Raw genomic sequence first — 22123 nt, forward strand, 5'->3', positions numbered from 1 at the left:
CTCTTTCGATGGCGAGGACACGACATGACAGAACTCCACAAAACACCGCTTCACGCGCTGCACCAAACACTTGACGCCAAAATGGTGCCTTTCGCCGGTTATGACATGCCGGTGCAGTACCCGCTTGGCGTGAAAAAAGAGCACGAACACACCCGTCGCCAATGCGGGCTTTTCGACGTGTCGCACATGGGCCAGATTTTGGTCTCTGGGCCGGACACCGCCGCGGCGCTGGAGTCGCTGATTCCGGCGGATCTCGAGGGGTTGGCCGAAGGGCGCCAGCGCTACGGGCTTTTCATCAGCACCGATGGTGGGATCATCGATGATTTGATGGCCGTCAACGCCGGGGATCACTTTTACCTGGTGGTCAACGCCGCCTGCAAGGACCAGGACATTGCGCATCTGCGCGCCAACCTCGGCTCCAGCCATGAAATCGAGGTGCTCGAGCGTGGCCTACTGGCCCTGCAGGGGCCCAAAGCGGTGGAGGTAATGCGCAGGCTTTGCCCCGAGGCCTGCGAGCTTACGTTCATGCAGCACGGACGTTTCACGATTCTCGGTCAAACCGTTTGGGTGAGCCGCAGCGGCTACACCGGTGAGGACGGCTTCGAAATCTCGGTGGCCGCCGAGGCCAGCGAAGCGTTCGCCAAAGGGCTTTTAGAGGCGCCGGAAGTCGAGATGATTGGCCTGGGCGCGCGTGACTCGCTGCGTCTTGAAGCCGGGCTCTGCCTCTACGGCCATGATATGGATATGGCGACCACGCCTGTCGAAGCGGGCTTGATCTGGGCGGTGGGCAAGCCGCGCCGCCACGGCGGCGAGCGCGCCGGCGGTTTCCCAGGCGCGGATGTCGTGCTCCATCAGATCGATGCCAAGGATCACACCCGTAAGCGGGTAGGGTTGGTTGCCGAGGGTCGCGCGCCGGTGCGCGAAGGCGCGCGCCTGCTCGACGAGCAGGGCGAAGAGGTCGGCGTGGTGAGCTCTGGCGGGTTTGGGCCAAGCGTTGGCAAGCCCATCGCCATGGGCTACGTCACCCGCGAATGGGAGGCACCGGAGAGCGTGGTTTACGCCGAGGTACGCGGTAAAAAGCTGCCCATGACGGTCGTCAAAACGCCTTTCATTACGCCGGGCTACCACCGCGGTTAATAGCGCGGCCTGGCCCCGACATAAAAAGCCCCGGTGATGCCGGGGCTTTTTTATGGGCGAGTGAAAAGGGCTTTCAACGACGAACGCGTTAGCGAAGAACCTGACGCGGGTCGATGGGTTTACCGGCCTGGCGCAGGTCGAACAACAGATCATAGCGCTCGGTGGCGCTGCTTTGACCGACCTCGCAAAGCGGCTCACCGGCGCTTACGTTCTGCCCCGTGCTCACCAGTATGCGCTCGCAAAGCGCGTAGACACTTTGCAGGTTGTCGGCATGATGAACGATCACTACCTCGCCGAGCTGGCGCATACCATCGGCGAAGCGTACCTCACCCGGGGCGACCGACTGCGCCCGGGCACCGGGCTGAGTCGCCAGTAGCATGGGCTGGAGCGTGCCACGGCTGTCCGGGCCGAAGCGGCGCACGATCCGGTAATCCTCCAACGGCCAGGGCCAATTGCGCGCCGACGAGGGTACGCTTGCACTGGGCGTGGGCGCCGCCGGCGACGGTGAACTCGAGCTGCTCGAAGAGGCCGTGGCGCGGGAAGCGGAGCCCGCGCTAAGCGGCACGCTAATGATCTGACCAACGCGCAGCGCAGTGGGGGAGGTCCCGGCGTTGGCGCTCTGGATACGCCCGCTGGTCGTGCCAAAGTGGCGCGCCACGCCGGAGAACGTATCCCCTGAGCGGATCTGGTAGCGGTAAGGCCCACCGGAGGGCGCACGCTCCTGCTGGGTGGGAATCAAAAGACGTTGACCGACCGCCAAGCGCTGGGCGTTTACCCCGGGGTTGAAGCGCTCGAGACGCTCGATGGGCACGCCCGCGCGCGCCGCGAGCTGGCCCAGCGTATCACCACGGCGCACCTCGACCCATTCGCCGTTGATGGCACTCGAGGCGCTGCTGGTGGGGTTTCGCTGGCTCGACGACGGCGCTGAGCTGGCGCACCCGGCCAGTATGCCCGCCAGCAAGCAAACGCCTACCCAAAGGGCTAGTCGTGGTCGCTCAGCGTTTCCAGCAGCGCGTCTTTTTCCTGCCAGAGTGAGTTGATCCATGCGTGGAAGCGTTCCTTGTGCTGCGGTTGTTGATGATAACGTGCGGTGTGCATCCACTCGGGGATCGCGATCTGTCGCGCCACCAGGTTAACCGATGCCTCCTGGCCGCATAAGAAGTCCCAGAAGTTCGGCGAAGGGTTGGTGTAGCTGATGGTGACGTCTACGATACCATCCAATTGATCGCCGAGAAGCCCTAATACCTGGGCCACGCCACCGGCCTTGGGGCGTAGAAGATGGCGAAAAGGGCTCTGCTGGGCCTCACGTTTAGCCACGCTAAACCGGGTGCCCTCGACAAAGTTGTAGATCGAAATGGGCGCGTGGCGCGCCTGACGGCACACGCGCTCGGTCGAATCCCTGTCAATAGTAGCGAGCTTAGGGTTTTTGGCAATCTGTTCCCGGCTAAAACGGCGCATAAAGGGAAATTCGAGCGCCCAGAAGGCCAGTCCGACGATGGGAATCCAGATGAGCTGATGTTTGAGAAAAAAGCGCGGCATGGGAATACGCCGGTGAAGCGCCATGAACAAAATGAAGATATCGGTCCAACTGCGATGATTGGAGATGACCAGAAGCCACTGGTTCGGGCTAAGCGAGGCGGGGATATCGATCGACACATCGGGTTTGAGCCAGTGCTTCATCCACCAAAGATTGAGCCCGATCCAATTGAGCGCGACCGCGCAGAGCTTGCCCAAAAGCCACTGTTTTGCGCGTTGGCCCGGCACGACGACCTTTAAAAAGGTGAGCGCGATCAGCGGCACCCCCCACAATAGCGTGCTGAGCGTGAGCATTAAAATGCTCCCTGCTCCCTTGATGACTGGCATACCCTTGACTCCTTCGCGGTTTCATAACCCTGGCCTTGCGCGCTGTGTTGTACACGGCCTTTGAGGTAAATGCTAAAGGATCAAGGCCTTACTTCCCAGTAAATCCCTCTATAAGCACCGTTAGACGCTTGACGCTCCTGGTGGCTCTTTATAAGTTGTCTCTTCGGTTTGATAACAAAAAACACGTCGCCCCTTTGGCGCCAGGCTTTTTAACGACCACCCTGTAGTAGTATTTGGTAAGCAACCATGTAGCAACTTTGGGGCGCAAGACCCTCGAGCCACCCACCCTTTAACGTGCACGCGCCAAGGCGCGCCGGGCACGAATGACAACAAGCGAGGCTACACATGGCAGGATTCGATAAGCGGGTCGCTTCCTATGAGGAAGCAATGGAAGGCATCGAAAGCGGCATGACCGTTCTGGCCGGTGGGTTCGGCCTTTGCGGCATTCCCGAAAACCTGATCGCCGAGATCAAGCGCCGCGAGGTCAAGAATTTGACGGTGGTATCCAATAACTGCGGCGTAGACGGTTTCGGTCTCGGGCTTTTGTTGGAAAAGCGCCAGATCAGCAAGATTTTTGCGTCTTACGTAGGCGAAAACGCGCTTTTCGAGCGGCAGATGCTCGACGAAGAGATCGAGGTCGTACTGACGCCCCAAGGCACGCTTGCCGAAAAAATGCGCGCCGGCGGTGCGGGAATTCCGGCGTTTTATACCGCGACCGGCTACGGCACGCCGATTGGTGAGGGCAAGGAAGTGCGCGAGTTCGATGGCCGTCACTATATTATGGAAGAGGCGATCGTGGGGGATTTCGCCATCGTCAAAGGATGGAAGGCGGATCGCTACGGCAACGTCATGTACCGCCACACCGCGCAGAATTTCAACCCGATGGCGGCTAGCGCCGGCAAAATTACCGTTGTAGAAGTGGAGGAGATCGTCGAGCCCGGCGAGATGGATCCCAGCCAAATCCACACGCCGGGTATTTATGTCGACCGGATCATCCAGGGCACGTTTGAAAAACGTATCGAAAAGCGCACGGTTCGTAGCTAAGCACCCGGCCAACTTCCACTGACTTCGAGGTAATTACCATGGCGTTAACACGAGAGCAGATGGCCCAGCGCGTGGCCCGTGAACTTCAGGACGGCTTCTACGTGAACCTGGGGATCGGTATCCCCACTTTGGTTGCCAACTACATCCCCGAGGGGATCGACGTGATGCTTCAGTCCGAAAACGGGCTATTGGGTATGGGACGCTACCCAAGCGAAGATGAGCTCGACCCGGACATGATCAACGCCGGAAAAGAGACCGTTACCGCCCGGGACGGCGCGGCGATTTTCTCCTCCGCCGAATCCTTTGCCATGATCCGTGGTGGCCACGTGGATTTGACCGTACTGGGCGCCTTCGAGGTGGACCAGCACGGCAACATCGCCTCCTGGATGATTCCCGGTAAGCTCATCAAGGGCATGGGAGGGGCGATGGACCTGGTCGCGGGTGCCGAAAACATCATCTGCACCATGACCCACGCGTCTAAACACGGCGAGTCCAAGCTGCTCGAGAAGTGCGAGCTGCCGTTGACCGGCGCGGGGTGTATCAACCGGGTGCTGACCGACCTGGCGTATCTGGAGATCAAGGACGGCGCGTTCATCTTGAAAGAACGCGCGCCCGGGGTAAGCGTAGAGGAAATTCAGGAGAAAACCGCCGGTAAGCTGATCGTCCCCGATCACGTGCCGGAAATGGAATTCGCTTGATTCAAGCGGTCTTCTCAAATGGCGTGTTCGATCACGCCATTTGGCACCGGGTGTGCGGCGGAAGCAGCTCTTCGCCCAGGGTGGTTGACGCGCTGTTCACCCCTTTTTGGGCCAGCGCCAGTCCACCAAAGCAGAGCCGGTGTTCATCTCCCTGGCTAAACGCTACCTTTTGCGGCATGGCCGGGTAGAAGCGGTGATCCAGGGAGTTCGAGACGGGAAAAATGCCGTTTTGCCGATCACTGGAGCACGCCCACCCGGCATTTTCGAGGGCCTCGTTCAGTGTGGCCAGCGGCTCGCCCAAAACCTGGCAATTGAACCCGGCGTGGTGAAGTCGCGGGCCCATCACCGCAAGCCACGCCGCCACCGGGTGTTCCCGCTCGAGTGCCTGGTAAAGCGCCCAGGAGGGCATCGGCCAGGGTCTTCCCCGGCAAAGCAAATTGTGCCCCTTACAATCCTGGGGGTGGCTTTGCTCTATAAGCTCTAAAAGTGCCTGCCTTGGCGATGTACACAGTGCGCCCAGCTGGAGCTCGGCTAAAATCAACCAGCTACTCTGTGGTGCGCCAAGTAGATGAATGATGAGACCTTTATCTGCCAAGGCATACTGGGTAGCACAGACGTAACCCATGCGGTGAAGCTTGTCGGCAAGTCGTGCCGCGCTAAACGGCCCGTGGTTCAGGGTTAAAAGCGTCAGGTATTCGGCTTTGACGTTGGCCGGCCAAATACCCAGGCCGCCAAGGTCCGGGTGCGTATGGATATAATCAAGCCAGAGCTGCTGTTCGAATTCTTCACGTTGCATGGCGCATGTCCTTGCCGCCTTGGGCGGTCTTGTTGGGGAAGGTAGGCCCTGGTCACTATAGGCAGCAAGGTGGCATGCGGGTTCAATTAAAAAGGGGAATAAAAGGGGAATAAAAGGGGCAGGGATCAGGCCAGAAGGCCATTTTCACGCACGTAGGCGTCAAACTCGCTATATCCGCCGATATGATCCTGGTCGATAAACACCTGGGGAACGGTGTGGATCGGCTTGCCTGCGGTCTTGGCGATGTCCTCTTTGGTGACGCCTTCCGAGGGCATATCGACGTAGCGATAGCCTTCGATCTTATGGGCGCTTTCCAGCTGCTCGGCAAGCTGCTTGGCTCTTACACAAAATGGGCAGCTCATGCGCCCGAAAATGACCACGAACATGGTGACTCCTTGGGGATGGTGACGTTGGTTTGCCATTGTCGCTCAGGTGGGCTGCGTTGAACAATCCTGGCGCGCTTTCGATCATGTTCGCTCAGGCGTTCTATACTGATGTTCGTCTAATGAATGCTTGGACTTTTTCTTCTTTTAGGAGGTGGGTATGTCGGCAGGTATGGGTAACACGCCCCGGGTCGCGCTGGTCACGGGCACTAGCAGCGGCATTGGTGCAAGCGTGGTCGAACACTTTTGCCAACTGGGCTATCAGGTGCTGGCGGTAGACTTCAACGCCGAGGGCGAGAAAACGGCCAGCCAACAGGGTGCGGCGTTTTTCCAGGCCGACTTGACCGACGCCCAGGCGTGCAAGGACGCGGTGAAAGAAGCGATCAAACGTTTTGGCCGGGTCGATATTCTGGTCAACAACGCCGGCATACAGCACGTCAGCGCCATCGAATCGTTTCCCGAGCAGAAGTGGCGCGCCATCATGGATTTGATGGTCACCGCGCCGTTTTTGCTTACCCAGGCCGTGTGGCCCTCCATGCGAGAAAACGGCTGGGGGCGGATCATCAATATCGCCTCGATTCACGCCCACGTGGCCTCGCCGGGCAAGGTCGCCTACGTGACCGCCAAGCACGGGCTGATCGGCATGACCAAAACCGCCGCGCTGGAAGGCGGCGAGCAGGGTATTACCGCCAACGCCGTGTGCCCGGCCTACGTCAAAACCCCGCTGGTGGATAACCAGATCGCCGATCAGGCGAAGCTCAACAAGATGGACGAGCAAGAGGTGATTGAAAAGATCATGCTCAAGGATGCCGCCGTGAAGCGCCTGGTCGAACCCAGCGAGGTCGCTCAACTGGTGAACTACCTTGCTTCCGACGCCGCGGGCGCCATCACCGGCTCGAGTTTCAATATCGACCTTGGCTGGACGGCGCACTGATGCGAACGGCGGCTCTTGGGTGCCTCGATCCTAGCGCTTGACCGGGCGTTTTTGCAGCTTGCGCTGAAGCGTGCGCCGGTGCATACCCAGTGCCCGGGCCGTAGCGGAAATATTGCCGTCGTGCTCTTGCAGCACTTTTTGAATGTGCTCCCAGGTGATCCGGTTGATCGACGGCGGGTTGTCGGCCAGTTCGATGTCCGGATCGCCGCCTTCGTGCTCGAAGGCGGCGATCACGTCGTCGGCGTCCACGGGTTTACACAGGTAGTGTAGCGCGCCGAGTTTGATCGCCTCGACGGCGGTGGCGATGCTCGAGTAGCCGGTCAGCACCACGACCCGGCAGGTGGGTACGATGGCGAGCAGCTCCGGCAACAGCTTGAGTCCGGAGCTTTGTTCGAGTTTCAAATCGAGGGTCGCCATGGTCGGGGCGAACGCGGCTGCGATCTGCAGCGCCTGTTCGGCGTCGTGGGCTACTTGTACTTCATAGCCCCGGCGGGTCAGCGCGCGGTTCAACACATGGCAAAACACGTCGTCGTCGTCCACGATCAAAAGGCGCTGGTCTTGAGTCGGCATGGTCTTCTCGCTGTTTATCGGTGGGCGGCGCTATTTTTCGGGGGCATCGCTTCTGGGCAACGTGACCTCGGTGAGCGTTCCGCCTTCAGGGTGATTATAGAGGCTGACGCCGCCGCCGAATCGGTTGATGGTGGCATGGGTTAAAAATAGCCCAATGCCCATGCCTTTGCTCTTGGTCGAAACGAAGGTGTCGCCGAGCTGGTCGGCAATCGACATGGCGATCCCCGGGCCGTGGTCGCGAATATCGATCACCACGTTCTCTTCGTTCCAGTCCAGACGTACGTTCACCTGCTCCGGGTGGGCGTCGGCGGCATTGTTCAAAAGGTTGGTCAGCGCCTGGTCCAGGGTGGCATCGACCAAAAGCCAGGGGCGGCTTCGCCGGCTTTGAACCTCTAACTGATGGGTGACATCCGGGCGGATGACCAGCCAACGCTGGAGGACGCTCGAAAGCCACTCTTCGGCGTCGAACACCTCGGGCTCTGCCATGCGCCGCCGGTCGGCGTTGGTAACCAGATTCTGAAGGCGGGATTTACACACGTCGACCTGCTGGCGCAAAAGTTTTATATCGGCTTGAAGCGGCGAGTCGGCGGTGGTTTCCGCTTCCATCTCCTTGAGCAGTACCGCCATGGTGGAAAGGGGCGTGCCCAGTTCGTGGGCGGTACCCGCCGCCTGGGTCGCGACGGCCAGCACCTGTTCGTTGCGCAGCGCCGCTTCACGGGTGCGTGAAAGCGCCTTGTCACGGCTTCTCAGCGCGTGGGCCATTTTGTAGATGAAAAACGTCACCAGCCCCGCCGAAAGGCCGAAGTTGAGCCACATGCCCAGCACGTGCAGATTCAAAAGGCTGTCGCTGTCGATATGGCTCAACTGGGCGATAGGGTGGTAGACGACCATCAAGAAGCTGTAACCCGCCATCGCGCAGCCTGCGATGATCCAGGCGTGGCGCCAGGGTAGCGTAGCGGCGGCGATGGTCACCGGCACCAGGTAGTAGGTGATGAACGGGTTGGTCGAGCCGCCAGTAAAGTAGAAAAGTAGCGTCAAGCCGGCAATATCGGCCAGAAGGTGCAAAAGATACTCGTGATGGCTCACCGCGCGGGGCCTGCCCAGTCGCCACCAGGTAATGATATTCAACACGCCCATGGCGATGACCACGCTAATGACCGCCGCGACTTCGAGCTCGAAAGCGAGAAACTCCACGCCCACGATGATCGCCAGCAAAAAGCCCGTCCAGGTAATGCCGCGCACGATCGTCAATCGGACCAGGTTGCGGTTGGGAGTGGAGAGTGGTAGCGGCAGGGCGGTTTGCATAGAGAGCTACTTGGTTAGGGCGTTAGCGCGACTGGGCGCGGGAGGTTTTGAAACCGTGAATGATGAACTTGATGAACAGGGTCATCACGTAGGTCAGCCACCCGGCGGTAGCCAGCAGGTTAAATACCAGTATCTTGGGTGGAAGCCAGGCACGGCCGACCAGTGTTTCCAATAAAATATGGAGCAGCATGGCCAAAAGCAGCGGCAGCGCCAGGGTATGAATCCACATGTCCGTGCGGCGTTTACGCACGTGGTAGCGGCGCAGTAAAACGCGCATGGGCTTGTGCGCCCAGCTAAACAGCAAAAGTGCCCCCACCACGAACAGCATGGCAAGCGTGGGCTCGGTGCTGCCTCGGTGCACGGATGCCGAGATGGACCAGGCAAGCGCTAGCCACATCAGCCCTTCAATGCTGGTGAGTATGTCGGCGTAGCGTCTGACGTTTTGCATAGTCGGCCAAAATCCTTGAGCGGTTATAAAGCCGCCATGATACGACACTTGTAAAGCGCTGTGGACGTTGCGCGGGATTTACCGGCTGGATTTAACCCGTCCGGCGTTCAGGTATACTGATCGAAAGCCCCTTCAAACCCACCGCTGATACAGGATTGACCGTGGACTCTATTACGCTGACCCGCCCCGACGACTGGCACCTTCATTTGCGCGATGACGAAGTGCTGAGCGCGGTCGTCAATCACACCGCCGCGCAAATGGGGCGTGCCATCATCATGCCCAATTTGAAGCCCCCGGTCACCACCACCGATCAGGCGCTCGCCTACCGCGAACGCATCCTGGCGGCGCTGGCGCCTGGCAGTCAGTTCGAGCCGCTGATGACGCTCTACCTCACCGACACCACCACTGCCGAAGAGATCGAAAAGGCGCACCAAAGCGGTGTGGTCAAGGCGGTGAAACTCTACCCGGCCGGGGCGACCACCAATTCGGCCTCCGGCGTTACCGATATCACCCACTGCGATGCGGCCATTGAGGCGATGGCAAGGCTCGGGTTGCCGCTGCTCATTCACGGTGAAGTCACCGATAGCGACATCGATATCTTCGACCGGGAAGCCGCGTTTATCGAGCGCGTGTTGAAGCCACTGCTCGAGCGCCATCCCACGCTCAAGGTGGTGTGCGAACATATCACCACCCAGCAAGCCGCCGAGTTCGTCGCTAAAGGCCCGGATAACCTGGCGGCCACGATCACCGCGCATCATCTGCTGTTCAATCGCAACAAGATGCTCGCCGGCGGCATTCGCCCTCACTACTACTGCCTGCCGATTCTCAAGCGCGAGCAACACCGCCAAGCGCTGTTGCAAGCCGCCACCAGCGGCAGCCCGAAGTTCTTTCTGGGCACGGATAGCGCCCCCCACGAGAAGGGTGACAAGGAGTCGAGCTGTGGCTGTGCGGGGGCCTACACGGCGCCGGCCGCCATCGAGCTATACGCCATCGCCTTCGAAGAGGCGGGGGCGCTTGGCAAGCTCGAGGCGTTTGCCAGCCTGAACGGGCCGCGCTTTTACGGGCTGGCGCCCAATGCCGATACCGTCACCCTCGAGCGCCGCCCGCAGGTGCTACCGGCAAGCTACGCCTACGGTGACAACCGCTCGATCGTACCGCTAATGGCCGAGGAGACGCTCGAGTGGTCGCTCAAGGGGTGACGAATCCCCTGGGTTGATTGAACTGAACGGAGCCTTTGGGCTCCGTTTTTCGTTGTAAGGCGCCTCATGGGCCTGCTTGAAGCGCTCGTTGTTGGAAGGCGCCAGATTCTGGTTCGTCCAGGCGGTTGTCTTGCGCGCATATTAATGTTTATATATTGAGATATTTCTATATATAGGTGAATAAGCATGTCCGTTAATCCAGAAACCCTCGCCGCGCCGCTTTTCGAACCCTTCGATCTTGGCTCGCTCAACCTGGCGAATCGTATCGTCATGGCGCCGATGACGCGTAACCAATCGCCGGGTGGCGTACCCACGGAAGAAGTCGCGGCCTACTATAAAAGCCGCGCCGCCGGTGGGGTTGGCCTGATCATCACCGAAGGCACCTATATCGACCATCCCGGCGCCAACGGCTACCCGGCGGTGCCGGCGTTTCATGGCGAACAAGCGCTGGCCGGTTGGCAGCGCGTGGTCGAAGGCGTACACGCCGCTGGCGGTAAAATCGTACCCCAGCTTTGGCACGTAGGTCGCGAGCGCCGTCCGGGGGTCGAGCCCCAAACCAGCGTGCCGGGTTTCGGCCCCATGTCGATCGTCGAAAACGACCTGGAAGTCGTCGAAGCGATGACCGAGGACGACATGCATGACGTTGCCGCCTCTTTTGCCCGGGCGGCGATGGATGCTCAGCGCATCGGCTTTGATGGTATCGAGCTTCACGGCGCCCACGGCTACCTGATCGACCAGTTCCTGTGGCCGGAGAGCAACCAGCGCACCGACAACTACGGCGGCAGCCTCGAAAACCGGCTACGCTTTCCGCGCATGATCGTGCGTGCGGTGCGTGAAGCGGTGGGGCCGGACTTCCCGATCATCTTCCGCTTCTCGCAGTGGAAGCTTTCCGACTACACGGCCATCATTGCCGAAACCCCCGAAGCACTTGGGGAGCTCTTGAAGCCGCTGGCCGATGACGGCGTGGATATATTCCATGCCAGCACCCGCCGGGTGTGGGAGCCGGGCTTTACGGGTAGCGAGAAGACCCTGGCCACCTGGACCCGCGAGCTAACCGGCAAGCCGGTGATTGCCGTGGGTAGCGTAGGGCTCGACCGTACCTTCCGGACTGGCCACTTCACGCGTACCGAGGACCCGACCTCCAAGAGCCGGGTGAACGTGGCCGAGCTTGCCGAGTGGCGTGCCAAGGGGCATTTCGATCTGATCGCCATTGGCCGCGCGCTGCTCTCCGACCCGCAGTGGGCCAACAAGGTAGAGCAGGGCCGCCTGGACGAGCTTTCGGACTTCGATAGCGCCGCCCTCGACTCCCTGGTCCGTTAAGTCGAGACCAAAGAGCGCCTCGGCAGTATGGCGTTAAACGCGTATACTGATCAGGCTTTCGCCACTGGCCGTGATCATGGATATTAATACCGTTTTAAGCGCGCTGGCGAACCCGGTGCGCCTCGACATACTGACCTGGCTGAAAGAGCCGGAGCGCCATTTTCCGGCTCAGAAAGAGACCGCGCCCCAGGGCGGTGTGTGTGTCAGTCATATTCGCGAAAAGGCCGGTCTTTCGCAGCCGACCATTTCGCTCTATCTTTCGACACTCGCCCGCGCGGGGCTGGTCTCTTCGCAGCGGGTGGGGCAGTGGACCTACTACTGCTACGAACGCGAAGTCGCGGATGCCTTCCTGCATGCGCTACAAGAGCGGCTATGAAAAAAGCGCCTGCCAACCGGCAGGCGCTTTTTTGTTGGGATAAAACGGCGAGGCCGCCCGGCCGCGCCATTTGATAAAACCATGGATTTACGGCTTTCGCTGCCCCAGCGTTTGCAGCATTTGGTCGACCATACGCGAAGAGTGGGCGGCCGCGACTTCCAGAAACTGCTCGAAGGAGAGGTGGTTGTCGCCGGCACCGGGAATATCGGACAGCGCGCGAATCACCACGAAAGGGCAGCCGTAGAGGTAGCAGGTCTGGGCGATCGCCGCCGCTTCCATTTCAACGGCCAGCATGGTGGGAAACTGCGCGCGGGTGGCTGCTACTCGCGCCGGGTCGGCCATGAAGGCGTCGCCGGTGGCGATTAACCCCTCGCGCACGTTTACCTCGCCCAGTGTCTTGATGGCCTGTTTGGCGATATCGCCCAGGTGAGTATCGGCGATATACGCCGCCGGCATCCCCGGTACCTGGCCGATTTCATAGCCAAAGACCACCGCGTCGACATCGTGGTGGCGTACCTCGCTCGAGATGATGATATCGCCGATATCCAGATCCTCGGCAAAACCGCCCGCGGAACCCGTATTGATAATCGCATCCGGCTGATAGCGCTCGAGTAGCACCGCCGTGCCCACCGCGGCGTTGACTTTGCCAATGCCGGACTGCAGCACGATCACTTCGAGCCCATAATGCGTGCCGCTATAGAATACGAAGCCCGCGTGATCGACACGCTCGGCGTTTTCGAGCTGACCTGCCAGCGTTTTAACTTCTTGCGCCATTGCGCCAATAATTCCAATGCGTTGCACCCGGCGTACCCCCTTTCGATTGAATGTAGACGGTTTTGGTTATGTTAAGCGTCGTGAGCCTCGGCGGCTTCAAGTGTGTTCTCGAGCAGCGTGGCCACGGTCATCGGTCCCACGCCGCCGGGTACCGGGGTAATAAAGCTTGCGCGCTCGGCGGCGCTTTCAAAGTCCACGTCGCCAATGAGCTTACCGTCTGCCTGGCGGTTGATGCCCACATCGATCACCACCGCCCCCGGCTTGATCCATTCGCCCTTGACGAGCCCGGGCTTGCCGACGGCTACGATGACCAAATCGGCGCGGCTTACGTGGGCCTCGAGGTTTTGGGTGAAGCGGTGGCACACGGTCGTCGTGCAGCCGGCCAGCATTAGCTCCATCGACATGGGGCGGCCCACGATATTGGAGGCGCCGACGATCGTGGCGTCGAGTCCGCGTACGTCGATACCGCTTTCGCTCAATAGCGTCATGACGCCCTTCGGCGTACAAGGGCGAAGAGCCGGGCTGCGTTGCGCCAGGCGGCCCAGGTTGTAGGGGTGAAAACCGTCGACGTCCTTGTCCGGGCGGATACGTTCGAGAATGGGGCGAGCGTCCATATGTTCGGGAAGCGGCAGTTGCACCAGAATGCCGTCGACCCGGGGGTCGTCGTTTAGCTGGTCGACCAGCGCCTCGAGCTCGTCTTGCGTCGTGTCGGTGGGTAGCGCGTGCTGAAAAGACAAAATGCCGGCCTGGTCGCAGGCGCGGTGTTTGTTGTTAACGTACACATGAGAGGCCGGGTCATCGCCAACCACAACCACGGCTAATCCGGGGGCGCGAGCACCGGCCTGTAAACGGGCGGCGGTTTTCTCGGCAACACGATGGCGGACATTAGCGGCGATGGTTTTGCCATCGATGAGTTGGGCGGTCATGTAATGAGGTCCCTATGGAGGTGATGAGCGGGTCAAAAGGCCGATATGAGGTTGGCATACCAGCGAATCGCCAATTTTCGCATGTTGGGCCTGGCAGGCAAAGCGGCCAAGGCCTTAAAGCCTTTAAGTGTTGACTTTAAAATTAAAAATAGTAGTATATGCCTCGCTTGAGACGGGCTAAGCAGTAGCGTCAAAGGTAGTCATCGGGATGTAGCGCAGTCTGGTAGCGCGCCTGCTTTGGGAGCAGGATGTCGGGGGTTCGAATCCCTCCATCCCGACCACGTACCTCGCGCGGAAGGTGGTAACTTGCTTTTCCAGGCGTTGGTTGTGGTCAAGTGCTCATCGGTGTTCGGTATCAGGAATGCTTCATGTGCGCCCATAGCTCAACCGGATAGAGCAACGGCCTTCTAAGCCGTAGGTTGCGGGTTCAAGTCCTGCTGGGCGTGCCATCGAAGTATGGCCGCAGCTGTTAAGCGCAGGCGTCGTGTTTGTTGGTTATCAATGGTGGATGTAGCTCAGTGGTAGAGCCCCGGATTGTGGCTCCGGTGGTCGTGGGTTCGATCCCCATCATCCACCCCATTGATACGAAACACGTAGTGCTAATAAATTAGTACTAATAAAGCAGTAGCAGTAAAGCAGTAGTAATAAGTTTTCTGGTTGTGGTGGATGTAGCTCAGTGGTAGAGCCCCGGATTGTGGCTCCGGTGGTCGTGGGTTCGATCCCCATCATCCACCCCATTAACCTTTCCCTTCTCGTTTCTTTTCCCTTCTTTTTTATCGTTCGTTTTTTCTCTATCCAATTCTTGCTTCAAGCATATTAGACGGCTTGTAGTCTTTTCTGCGTTCTGCGTTCTGCGTTCTGCGTTCTGCGTTCTGCTGCGCTTGAAATCCCCCCTGCGAATCGACGCATTAAAACGTGGCAGGCGATTTTACTGTCGTTCCTGTTTTAGCGGTAAAAAATTCTGCTCCTTTGGCTTTTGTCGTAATTCATGCTGTTTATGGCCTTCAATACAGTGGTTATCACTATATTAAAGCTACCTGAGCAGTGGTATTTTTTTCTGATACTTTCAGTCATTTATACCAATAAAGGGGAGCGTTTAAATGGGCCAGCGGCGTATTGCGGTACTCGGAGCAGGCATGGTCGGTGTGAGTATCGCCTGGCACCTGCAAAAGCGGGGCCATCAGGTAACGCTCATCGACCGGCGGGAGCCCGGGCGCGAAACCTCCTACGGTAATGCCGGTATCATTCAGCGCGAAGCCGTTAGGCCTTATGCCTTCCCCCGGGATATGAAAACCATTTTGAGCGTGCTGCCCAACAAGCGGGTCGATATCCGCTACCGCCCCGGCGGCATGCTCAATGCGTTCTCGCCGCTTTTAAGCTACTGGCATCATTCATCGGCTAGGCTTTATAAAAAGATCGTTCCTGAATATGCCTCGATCATCAAGCTCTGCCTCGACGCTCACGGGCCGATGATCGAAGCGGCCAACGCAAGTCATTTGGTGCGCCGCGAAGGCTGGCTCGAGATTTACCGCACCAAAGCGAAGCTTGCCAAGCGTATCGAGCAAGCCAAGGAGGCGCGCGAGCGGTTCGACGTACGGTTCGACGTTTTGGACCGCGCCGCTCTCGAGCAAAAAGAGCCGGACATCGGCCAAGACATCATCGGTGCCATCCACTGGCTGGACCCCTGGACCGTGGCCGACCCGGGGGCGCTGGTAGCGGCCTATGCGGCTTCCTTCGTCGAACTGGGCGGGCGTATTCTGCAGGCGGATATCGAGAGTGTCGAGAAAGACGGCGAAGGCTTCAAGGTAGTGGCGGGGCAGCAAACGCTGACACCGGACGATGTGGTCATGGCGCTGGGCCCCTGGGCGGGCAAATGGGCATCAACGCTTGGCTATAATATCCCCACCTTCGTCAAGCGCGGCTATCATATGCACTACGCCACGAAGCCCGGTGCAAAGCTCAACTACTGGCTGATGGACGCCGAGATGGGGTATTTGCTGGCGCCAATGAATGCGGGCGTGCGCCTGACCACCGGCGCCGAGCTCGACCGGCTGGAGTCACCGGCCGACGAGCACCAGCTTGGCGCCGCGGAAAAAGTGGCCCAACAGGTTTTTCCGCTAGGCGAGCGCAGCGAAGAGGCGGCCTGGAAGGGCGCCCGGCCGTGCCTGCCGGACATGAAGCCGATTATCGGCCCGGCGCCACGTCATCAAGGGCTTTGGTTTGCTTTCGGCCATGGCCACCAGGGCTTTACCCTGGGCCCGGCGACGGGCTCGCTATTGGCCGACCTGATGGAAGGCAAGCCCACGGCGATCGATATGGCGCCGTTCCGGGTTGAGCGCTTCTAAATGGATTATAAAACTCATCCTTTACTGGTGAGATCATTGGGCCTTTGCTACGCTTTGACACAGGTTTTACAAATCGTGATTTCAACCCAGCAGTACGCTCAAGGAATCAGGAACTCAACGTGAGGTGAGATTATGGATGTCGCAGCGAGCCATGCCGTTAGCCAAGCGCTTTATATGAATCAGGCGCAAACCGCGGAGCAGGCCCAGATGGAGCTTTTCCGTCAGGCGCTGGATATGCAGTCGCAGCAGGTGACCGAGGTATTGGCCGGCGCCGATCTTCAGGCCCAGCCGGATTTGGCCCGGGAGGGCACGCTCGGCACGCAGGTCAACACCTACGCCTGATGCATTCGAGCCCTTCACTGTAAAGAGTCGCCGCTGGCGGCTCTTTTTTTGTGCTCGACATTTTGTACTTAACAAGGCCTGGCGGCGCTGCTTTTTTAAAGGGCGTGGCACCGGTCCCGCCAGAACGTTACAATCCCGGCCATTGTGACTCACTCAGCCAGAGCCGTTCGGCGCTTTACACATCGCTGAGTATCAATTTATAGAGGCAAGATGAAAGAGACTCAGTTAACCCAGGAAGCGGAACTACGGCGCACCTTCGCGATCATTTCGCACCCTGATGCGGGCAAGACCACGATCACCGAGAAAATGCTGCTGTTCGGTAACGCCATTCAGATGGCGGGCTCGGTCAAAAGCAAGCGTAACGACCGCCATGCGACCTCCGACTGGATGAAAATGGAGCAGGAGCGCGGTATCTCGGTTACGACCTCGGTGATGCAGTTCCCCTATAACGGGCGCATCGTCAACCTGCTGGACACCCCAGGCCACGAGGATTTCTCCGAAGATACCTACCGTACGCTGACGGCGGTGGATTCCGCCTTGATGGTGATCGACGGCGCCAAGGGTGTCGAGGACCGCACCATCAAGCTGATGGAAGTATGTCGGCTGCGTACCACGCCGATTTTGACCTTCATCAACAAGATGGACCGGGATATTCGCGACCCCATCGAAGTGATGGATGAAGTCGAGACCGTGCTCAACATTCAGTGCGCGCCGATGACCTGGCCGATCGGCATGGGGCGTCACTTCAAGGGGGTGTATCACCTCTATAACGACGTAATTCACCTCTACACCCAGGGCCAGGGTAACCGCATTTCTGAAGACAAGCGCATCGAAGGTCTGGATAACCCGGACGTGGAGGCGCTGTTGGGCGAAGAGCAGGCCGAAGAGCTGCGTATGGAGATCGAGCTGGTCCGCGGCGCTTCTCACGAATTCGATCTCGACGCCTACCGGCGCGGTGAGCTCTCGCCGGTCTATTTCGGTACCGCCATGGGTAACTTCGGCGTGCGTGAAATGCTCGACGGCTTCGTCGAGTACGCACCGCCCCCCCAGCCGCGGGACACCGATGCCCGGGAAGTCATCGCCTCGGACGAGCGCTTTTCCGGCTTCGTGTTCAAGATCCAGGCGAACATGGACCCGAACCACCGCGACCGCATCGCGTTTTTGCGGGTGTGCTCGGGCAAATACGAAAAGAACATGAAGATGCGCCACGTGCGTATTGGCAAGGACGTCAAAATCGCAGACGCCTTGACCTTCATGGCCTCGGACCGCTCCCAGGTGGAAGAAGCCTGGCCCGGCGATATCATCGGCCTACATAACCACGGTACGGTGCAAATCGGTGATACCTTCACGGTGGGTGAAGACATGCGCTTCACCGGCATTCCGCACTTTGCCCCGGAGCTTTTCAAGCGCGTACGTCTGAAAGATCCGCTTAGAATGAAGGCGCTACACAAAGGCTTGCAGCAGCTCTCTGAAGAGGGCGCGACCCAGGTCTTCATGCCCATGGACAACAATGACCTGATCCTGGGCGCGGTGGGTACCCTGCAGTTCGACGTGGTCGCCCACCGGCTGAAGGAAGAGTACAAGGTCGACTGTATTTACGAAGGCGTGAACGTGCAAACCGCGCGCTGGGTGTATTGCGAAGATGCCAAGATGCTCGAGGAGTTCAAGCGTAAGGCCAGCACCAATTTGGCCATCGACGGCGGCGGTTATTTGACCTACATCGCCCCGACTCGGGTCAACCTGCAGATGACCCAGGAGCGTTGGCCGGACATTCGCTTCCAGCCCACCCGCGAGCACTAAGCGCGTATCTCCCAAGCGCCGCCGGCTAAAGGCCGGCGGCACTTTGATCGATTCAACCCATAAGGCTTGCCGAAAGCTGCTCCGGGTCCAGGCGTTCGACCGGGTAGGGCAACTCTTCGAGTGTGACGGGCTTATCACTCCAGCTTAGCCCAAGCGGCGTTTCGATCGCTTTGGTGGCCACCACCGCGAGTAACGCTACCTGATGCTGGCCGCTAAAGGCGCTATTCACCACCTCGCCCAGGCTTTTGCCATTTTCATCGGTCAGTGAATCGGTCACGCCGGGCAGTACGTCGCTTTCAAGGCGTGCGCGTACAAGGCGCTTTTTCACCTGGCCGCGAAAGTGCGCGCGGGCCACCACTTCCTGGCCGGTATAGCAGCCTTTTTTGAAGCTGATACCGCCAAGGGCTTCCCAGTTGATCATCTGGGGCAGGAAATGGTCTTCCTGGGCTTCGGTCAGCCAGGCAAGGCCGCTTCGAATATCCGCCAGCTGCCAGGCGTTTTGCAGCGTTTCATCCGCTGGCGCTTCGCTTTCATCTTCTTGCAGGCCCAGCACGTAGCGCTCCTCGCCCGGTAGACGCAGTATCGAGGCTTTTTCATCGCCGGTGTGCAGGTAGGCGCTCTCGGGCAAGGCAAGCCCCGCTTTTTCTGCCCACTGCCGGGCTTTTTCCGGTCCTGCGCCGACCAATGTAAGCCCGGTGTTGACGCCAAGTTCGGCCTGGTAGAACACTGCAAACTTTTTGAGATGCTCGGCAAGTTTTTCGACGAGGCTTTCGCTGACCAGCAGTCTAAAGTGGTGCTCGGCGACTCTTAAAAGCTGACCATTGGCGATGATGCGCCCCTTGGGCGTACAAAAGCAGGTGAGCGGGGCGAAGTGGCCGTTCGCCAGGCTCACCTGGGCGCTGGTTTGCCCCTGTAGAAACTTCTCGGCGTTCGCACCTTTGATATCCAGCGCGGCCAGGTGATCCAAGCGTACGTCGCCGTTGAAGGAAGGGGACTGTTCGGTTGCCATACAAGCTCCACTAGCAGGGGGTGTGCGTTCGCTCTAGCGTAACACTGTTGATCTGCAGGTGAGGGCTCGAAGTCGCAATTGCAAGGCAGCGGCGGCGTGCTAGACTTCTCGGGTTGTATCAGTTTTGCATAGGTTAGCGGGCGCCCGGCGCCGGTTTCAAAAGAAGGATGAGTCATGGCTTACCAATCCCTGAACTTCAAGGGTGTACGAAACGCCGATGAAGTGAACAAGATTACGACCGCACTGATGATGCTCGACGGCGTGGAGAGCGCCGAGGTCGGGCGTCATGGCGCGGAGGTCGAAGGGCGTGCAAGCCATCAAACGCTTATCAAGACGGTCAAGGATCTAAAGCTCAACATCGAGGTCTCCTAATGCATCAGCCCATCACCCTTATCAGCGAGCGCAATAAAACCTTCAGGCAGCGAATCGAGGTCGAGGACGTCGAAGCGCTTTACGCCGACGCGCCCGCGCCGATGGGGGGCGATGGGCAGGACCCGGACCCGCACGACTACTTCGATATGGCGCTGGGCAGCTGTAAAGCCATCACCGTGCAGATGTACGCCAAGCGCAAGGAGTGGCCGCTGGAAGGGATTACGGTGACGGTAGCGCGGGACGAAAGCCAGGAGCGCCAGGGGCAGTACTCCCTCGACGTTCATCTCGAGCTTCACGGTCCTCTCGACGAGGCAATGCGCGCAAAACTTCTGGATATCAGCGAGCGCTGCCCGGTGCAGCGGCTCATGACCCAAGCCACCGTGACCATCAATACGCAGTTGACTTCCCCCGGCCAGCACGCGGGCGAATAACGATTTTTCCAGATTGGAGTAACGATGAGCAGAGAGTTCCGGCTAACGTCGAAGTTCGAACCCGCGGGTGATCAGCCGACCGCCATCAAAGGCTTAATCAGCGGGCTCGAGTCGGGGCTTGCCCATCAGACGCTACTGGGTGTGACCGGGTCGGGCAAGACGTTCACCATGGCCAATATCGTGCAGCAGCTGCAGCGCCCGACTATTGTCATGGCCCCCAACAAGACGCTGGCCGCCCAGCTTTACGGGGAGTTCAAGGCGTTCTTTCCGGATAACGCCGTCGAGTACTTCGTCTCCTACTACGACTACTACCAACCCGAAGCCTACGTTCCTTCCTCGGATACGTTCATCGAGAAAGACGCCTCGATCAATGACCACATCGAGCAAATGCGTCTGTCTGCCACCAAGGCGTTGCTGGAGCGCCGCGACGCGCTGATCGTGGTATCCGTGTCGGCCATTTACGGTCTGGGTGACCCGGACCAGTACTTGAAGATGCGCCTGCACTTTACCCGGGGCGAGTTGATCGACCAGCGGGCGTTTTTGCGCCGCCTGGCCGAGCTTCAATATACCCGCAACGACATGGACTTTCGCCGCGGCACCTACCGGGTACGCGGCGACGTCATCGACATCTTCCCGGCGGATTCCGACGAGGAGGCGGTGCGCGTCGAGCTTTTCGACGACGAGATCGACTCCATTCGCCTGTTCGACCCGCTCACCGGCGATGTGCGCGGCCAAGTACCGCGTATGACGATCTACCCCAAGTCCCACTACGTGACGCCGCGAGAGACGATTCTGGAAGCGATCGAGTCGATCAAGGCCGAGCTCAAGGAGCGCCTGGAGTGGCTTAGAAAGCACGAACGGCTGGTGGAAGCCCAGCGCCTGGAGCAGCGTACGCTCTACGATATCGAGATGATGCTGGAGCTTGGGTACTGCAACGGCATCGAGAACTACTCCCGCTATCTTTCCGGGCGCGACCCGGGCAACGCGCCGCCCACGTTCTTCGACTACCTGCCGGACGATGCACTGCTGTTCATCGACGAGTCCCACGTGAGCGTCCCCCAGGTGGGCGGTATGTACAAAGGCGACCGCTCGCGCAAGGAGACCCTGGTGGAGTACGGTTTCCGGCTGCCTTCGGCGCTGGATAACCGCCCGATGAAGTTCGAGGAGTGGGAATCTATCTCCCCGCAGACCATTTTCGTCTCAGCCACACCGGGTAAGTATGAAGCCGAACACGCCGGCCAAGTGGTCGAGCAGGTGGTGCGGCCGACGGGGCTTCTCGACCCGGAAATCGAGGTGCGTCCGGCCAGTACCCAGGTGGACGACCTGCTCTCGGAGATCAACAAGCGCACCGCGGTAGGCGAGCGCGTGCTGGTCACCACGCTTACCAAGCGTATGGCGGAAGACCTGACCGAGTATCTGGACGATCACAGCATCCGCGTACGTTACCTGCATTCGGATATCGATACCGTCGAGCGGGTCGAGATCATTCGCGACCTGCGCCTGGGCAAGTTCGATGTACTGGTCGGCATCAACCTGCTGCGCGAGGGCCTGGATATTCCCGAAGTCTCGCTGGTGGCCATTCTCGATGCGGATAAAGAGGGCTTTTTGCGCGCCGAGCGCTCGCTCATCCAAACCATCGGCCGCGCCGCGCGTAATGCCCACGGCAAGGCGATTCTTTACGGCGATCGTATTACCGACTCCATGCGTCGTGCCATGGATGAAACCGAGCGCCGTCGTGCCAAGCAGATGGAGCACAACGAGGAGCACGGCATTACGCCGACCACCGTGACCCGCTCGGTGGCGGACATCATGGAAGCCGGCCAGGCGCCGGGGGCTAAAAAGACCAACGGCCGCCGCGGTTCGGATCGCAAGAAAAGCCAGCCCGTCGAGTACGACATTGCGAGCATGGGCCAGCAGGAGCTTACCGATGCGGTCAGCAAGCTCGAGGACGCGATGTTCGAAGCGGCCCAAAATCTGGAGTTTGAAGAGGCGGCGCGTCTGCGCGACCAGCTCAATCAAATGAAAGAGAAACAGCTGGTGCTAGGGTAGTC

The 22123-nt window shown here is 59.5% G+C and carries 23 protein-coding genes and 4 tRNA genes; 17 read left to right on the top strand and 10 right to left on the bottom strand.

The features are described from left to right. Positions 1–24: 24 nt before the first annotated feature. Positions 25–1137, top strand: coding sequence for a glycine cleavage system aminomethyltransferase GcvT (gene gcvT / locus ACWHVV_RS09415; protein WP_447929086.1), 1113 nt, complete (start codon positions 25–27; stop codon positions 1135–1137). A gap of 88 nt (positions 1138–1225) precedes the next feature. Here the strand turns inward: gcvT and ACWHVV_RS09420 are convergent, their stop codons facing one another. After that, positions 1226–2098, bottom strand: a complete 873-nt coding sequence (locus ACWHVV_RS09420) for a LysM peptidoglycan-binding domain-containing protein (RefSeq protein WP_447929087.1) — start codon at positions 2096–2098, stop codon at positions 1226–1228. Between the two features lie 20 nt (positions 2099–2118). Further along, positions 2119–3000 (bottom strand): acyltransferase, encoded by an 882-nt coding sequence (locus tag ACWHVV_RS09425; protein ID WP_447929088.1) that lies wholly within the window; start codon positions 2998–3000, stop codon positions 2119–2121. Between the two features lie 345 nt (positions 3001–3345). Here ACWHVV_RS09425 and ACWHVV_RS09430 point away from each other — a divergent pair, with 345 nt between their 5' ends. After that, on the top strand, positions 3346–4044 hold the full coding sequence (locus ACWHVV_RS09430) for a CoA transferase subunit A (protein ID WP_447929089.1): 699 nt from the start codon (positions 3346–3348) through the stop codon (positions 4042–4044). Between the two features lie 38 nt (positions 4045–4082). Then, the gene (locus ACWHVV_RS09435; RefSeq protein ID WP_447929090.1) at positions 4083–4742 is read left to right on the top strand and encodes a CoA transferase subunit B; all 660 of its coding nucleotides are present in this window, start codon (positions 4083–4085) and stop codon (positions 4740–4742) included. Between the two features lie 31 nt (positions 4743–4773). Here ACWHVV_RS09435 and ACWHVV_RS09440 read toward each other — a convergent pair whose 3' ends face one another. Continuing rightward, positions 4774–5538, bottom strand: a complete 765-nt coding sequence (locus tag ACWHVV_RS09440; RefSeq protein WP_447929091.1) for a DUF1338 domain-containing protein — start codon at positions 5536–5538, stop codon at positions 4774–4776. Between the two features lie 125 nt (positions 5539–5663). After that, complete coding sequence (locus ACWHVV_RS09445; protein WP_447929092.1) at positions 5664–5924, bottom strand: GrxA family glutaredoxin; 261 nt, start codon at positions 5922–5924, stop codon at positions 5664–5666. A gap of 157 nt (positions 5925–6081) precedes the next feature. Here ACWHVV_RS09445 and ACWHVV_RS09450 point away from each other — a divergent pair, with 157 nt between their 5' ends. After that, positions 6082–6855 (top strand): 3-hydroxybutyrate dehydrogenase, encoded by a 774-nt coding sequence (locus ACWHVV_RS09450; protein WP_447929093.1) that lies wholly within the window; start codon positions 6082–6084, stop codon positions 6853–6855. A 30-nt stretch (positions 6856–6885) separates the two neighbouring features. On the opposite strand, the gene ACWHVV_RS09455 is transcribed toward ACWHVV_RS09450, so the two are convergent. From ACWHVV_RS09455 to ACWHVV_RS09465, 3 genes are read right to left on the bottom strand one after another with little or no spacing between them, the layout of a single operon-like run. Beyond that, entirely contained in the window at positions 6886–7425 is a 540-nt protein-coding gene (locus ACWHVV_RS09455; RefSeq protein WP_447929094.1) for a response regulator transcription factor, read from the bottom strand. Positions 7426–7455: 30 nt separating this feature from the next. After that, a complete protein-coding gene (locus ACWHVV_RS09460; protein WP_447929095.1) occupies positions 7456–8730 on the bottom strand; it encodes an ATP-binding protein in 1275 nt (424 codons plus the stop codon). Positions 8731–8752: 22 nt separating this feature from the next. Next, the gene (locus ACWHVV_RS09465) at positions 8753–9178 is read right to left on the bottom strand and encodes a hypothetical protein (protein WP_447929096.1); all 426 of its coding nucleotides are present in this window, start codon (positions 9176–9178) and stop codon (positions 8753–8755) included. Positions 9179–9339: 161 nt separating this feature from the next. On the opposite strand from ACWHVV_RS09465, the gene pyrC reads away from it, so the two are divergent. The 3 genes from pyrC to ACWHVV_RS09480 all read left to right on the top strand — a co-directional run bounded on the left by pyrC (position 9340) and on the right by ACWHVV_RS09480 (position 12073). After that, positions 9340–10377 carry a dihydroorotase gene (gene pyrC / locus ACWHVV_RS09470; RefSeq protein WP_447929097.1) on the top strand — a complete coding sequence of 346 codons (1038 nt, stop codon included), beginning with the start codon at positions 9340–9342 and terminating at the stop codon, positions 10375–10377. 186 nt (positions 10378–10563) lie between these two features. Further along, positions 10564–11697 (top strand): NADH:flavin oxidoreductase, encoded by a 1134-nt coding sequence (locus tag ACWHVV_RS09475; protein WP_447929098.1) that lies wholly within the window; start codon positions 10564–10566, stop codon positions 11695–11697. Between the two features lie 76 nt (positions 11698–11773). Next, complete coding sequence (locus ACWHVV_RS09480) at positions 11774–12073, top strand: ArsR/SmtB family transcription factor (RefSeq protein ID WP_447528825.1); 300 nt, start codon at positions 11774–11776, stop codon at positions 12071–12073. 87 nt (positions 12074–12160) lie between these two features. Here ACWHVV_RS09480 and mtnN read toward each other — a convergent pair whose 3' ends face one another. Together mtnN and folD are read right to left on the bottom strand one after the other, a co-directional pair. Further along, positions 12161–12874, bottom strand: a complete 714-nt coding sequence (gene mtnN, locus ACWHVV_RS09485; RefSeq protein WP_447929099.1) for a 5'-methylthioadenosine/S-adenosylhomocysteine nucleosidase — start codon at positions 12872–12874, stop codon at positions 12161–12163. A 44-nt stretch (positions 12875–12918) separates the two neighbouring features. Further along, the gene (folD, locus tag ACWHVV_RS09490) at positions 12919–13773 is read right to left on the bottom strand and encodes a bifunctional methylenetetrahydrofolate dehydrogenase/methenyltetrahydrofolate cyclohydrolase FolD (protein ID WP_447929100.1); all 855 of its coding nucleotides are present in this window, start codon (positions 13771–13773) and stop codon (positions 12919–12921) included. 204 nt (positions 13774–13977) lie between these two features. On the opposite strand from folD, the gene ACWHVV_RS09495 reads away from it, so the two are divergent. From ACWHVV_RS09495 to ACWHVV_RS09525, 7 genes are all read left to right on the top strand, one after another. Continuing rightward, a tRNA-Pro gene (locus tag ACWHVV_RS09495) sits at positions 13978–14054 on the top strand. A 91-nt stretch (positions 14055–14145) separates the two neighbouring features. Next, positions 14146–14222: transfer RNA gene (locus tag ACWHVV_RS09500), tRNA-Arg, on the top strand. Between the two features lie 55 nt (positions 14223–14277). After that, positions 14278–14352 (top strand) — tRNA-His (locus ACWHVV_RS09505). Between the two features lie 83 nt (positions 14353–14435). Beyond that, positions 14436–14510 (top strand) — tRNA-His (locus ACWHVV_RS09510). Positions 14511–14873: 363 nt separating this feature from the next. Then, positions 14874–16118, top strand: coding sequence for an NAD(P)/FAD-dependent oxidoreductase (locus ACWHVV_RS09515; protein WP_447929101.1), 1245 nt, complete (start codon positions 14874–14876; stop codon positions 16116–16118). A 132-nt stretch (positions 16119–16250) separates the two neighbouring features. Next, complete coding sequence (locus tag ACWHVV_RS09520) at positions 16251–16460, top strand: putative motility protein (protein WP_447929102.1); 210 nt, start codon at positions 16251–16253, stop codon at positions 16458–16460. Positions 16461–16670: 210 nt separating this feature from the next. After that, complete coding sequence (locus tag ACWHVV_RS09525; protein WP_447929103.1) at positions 16671–18260, top strand: peptide chain release factor 3; 1590 nt, start codon at positions 16671–16673, stop codon at positions 18258–18260. A 52-nt stretch (positions 18261–18312) separates the two neighbouring features. Here the strand turns inward: ACWHVV_RS09525 and ygfZ are convergent, their stop codons facing one another. Continuing rightward, positions 18313–19269, bottom strand: coding sequence for a CAF17-like 4Fe-4S cluster assembly/insertion protein YgfZ (ygfZ, locus tag ACWHVV_RS09530; protein ID WP_447926040.1), 957 nt, complete (start codon positions 19267–19269; stop codon positions 18313–18315). Between the two features lie 174 nt (positions 19270–19443). On the opposite strand from ygfZ, the gene ACWHVV_RS09535 reads away from it, so the two are divergent. From ACWHVV_RS09535 to uvrB, 3 genes are read left to right on the top strand one after another with little or no spacing between them, the layout of a single operon-like run. Further along, the gene (locus tag ACWHVV_RS09535) at positions 19444–19641 is read left to right on the top strand and encodes a hypothetical protein (RefSeq protein ID WP_447926041.1); all 198 of its coding nucleotides are present in this window, start codon (positions 19444–19446) and stop codon (positions 19639–19641) included. Continuing rightward, on the top strand, positions 19641–20072 hold the full coding sequence (locus ACWHVV_RS09540; RefSeq protein WP_447926042.1) for an OsmC family protein: 432 nt from the start codon (positions 19641–19643) through the stop codon (positions 20070–20072). Before ACWHVV_RS09535 ends, ACWHVV_RS09540 begins: the two co-directional genes overlap by 1 nt. 24 nt (positions 20073–20096) lie before the next feature. After that, on the top strand, positions 20097–22121 hold the full coding sequence (gene uvrB, locus ACWHVV_RS09545) for an excinuclease ABC subunit UvrB (protein ID WP_447896118.1): 2025 nt from the start codon (positions 20097–20099) through the stop codon (positions 22119–22121). The last annotated feature ends 2 nt before the right edge of the window (positions 22122–22123 follow it).

This window comes from Vreelandella sp. EE27 (assembly GCF_968206495.1).